Raw genomic sequence first — 335 nt, 5'->3', positions numbered from 1 at the left:
AAGTTCATGCCGCCTTCGAGCAAATGTGTGGCAAAGCTGTGGCGCAGTAGGTGGATGCCGCCCTTTTTCGTGATCCCGGCACGCTTGGCGGCCGTGTTGTAGGCGTATTGTCCGGTCGCCGTGCAGGCAGGGCCATAGCCTTTCTTCGAGGGAAACAGCCAGTCGGTGCAACCGTGGCGCTTCCAGTGCTTGCGCAGCTGCGTGAGTAATGCCGGCGAAAGCACGGTGTAGCGATCTTTATTGCCTTTGCCCGCTTCAACCCGGATCTGCATTCGGTCGCTGTCAATGTGACGGGCACGCAGGTTCGTCGCTTCCGCCAGGCGCATTCCAGTGCC

General features: G+C 60.3%; 1 protein-coding gene. It reads right to left on the bottom strand.

Annotation, left to right across the window (positions count from 1 at the left end):
- On the bottom strand, nt 1–272 hold a 272-nt coding region (locus QEH52_RS20395), incomplete at its 3' end, for a tyrosine-type recombinase/integrase (protein WP_345785488.1).
- Nucleotides 273–335: the final 63 nt, after the last annotated feature.

Source organism: Thalassobacterium maritimum, assembly GCF_031127805.1.
Taxonomy (GTDB): Bacteria; Verrucomicrobiota; Verrucomicrobiia; order Opitutales; family Coraliomargaritaceae; genus Thalassobacterium; species Thalassobacterium maritimum.
This window is presented reverse-complemented; position numbering and strand designations above follow the sequence as displayed.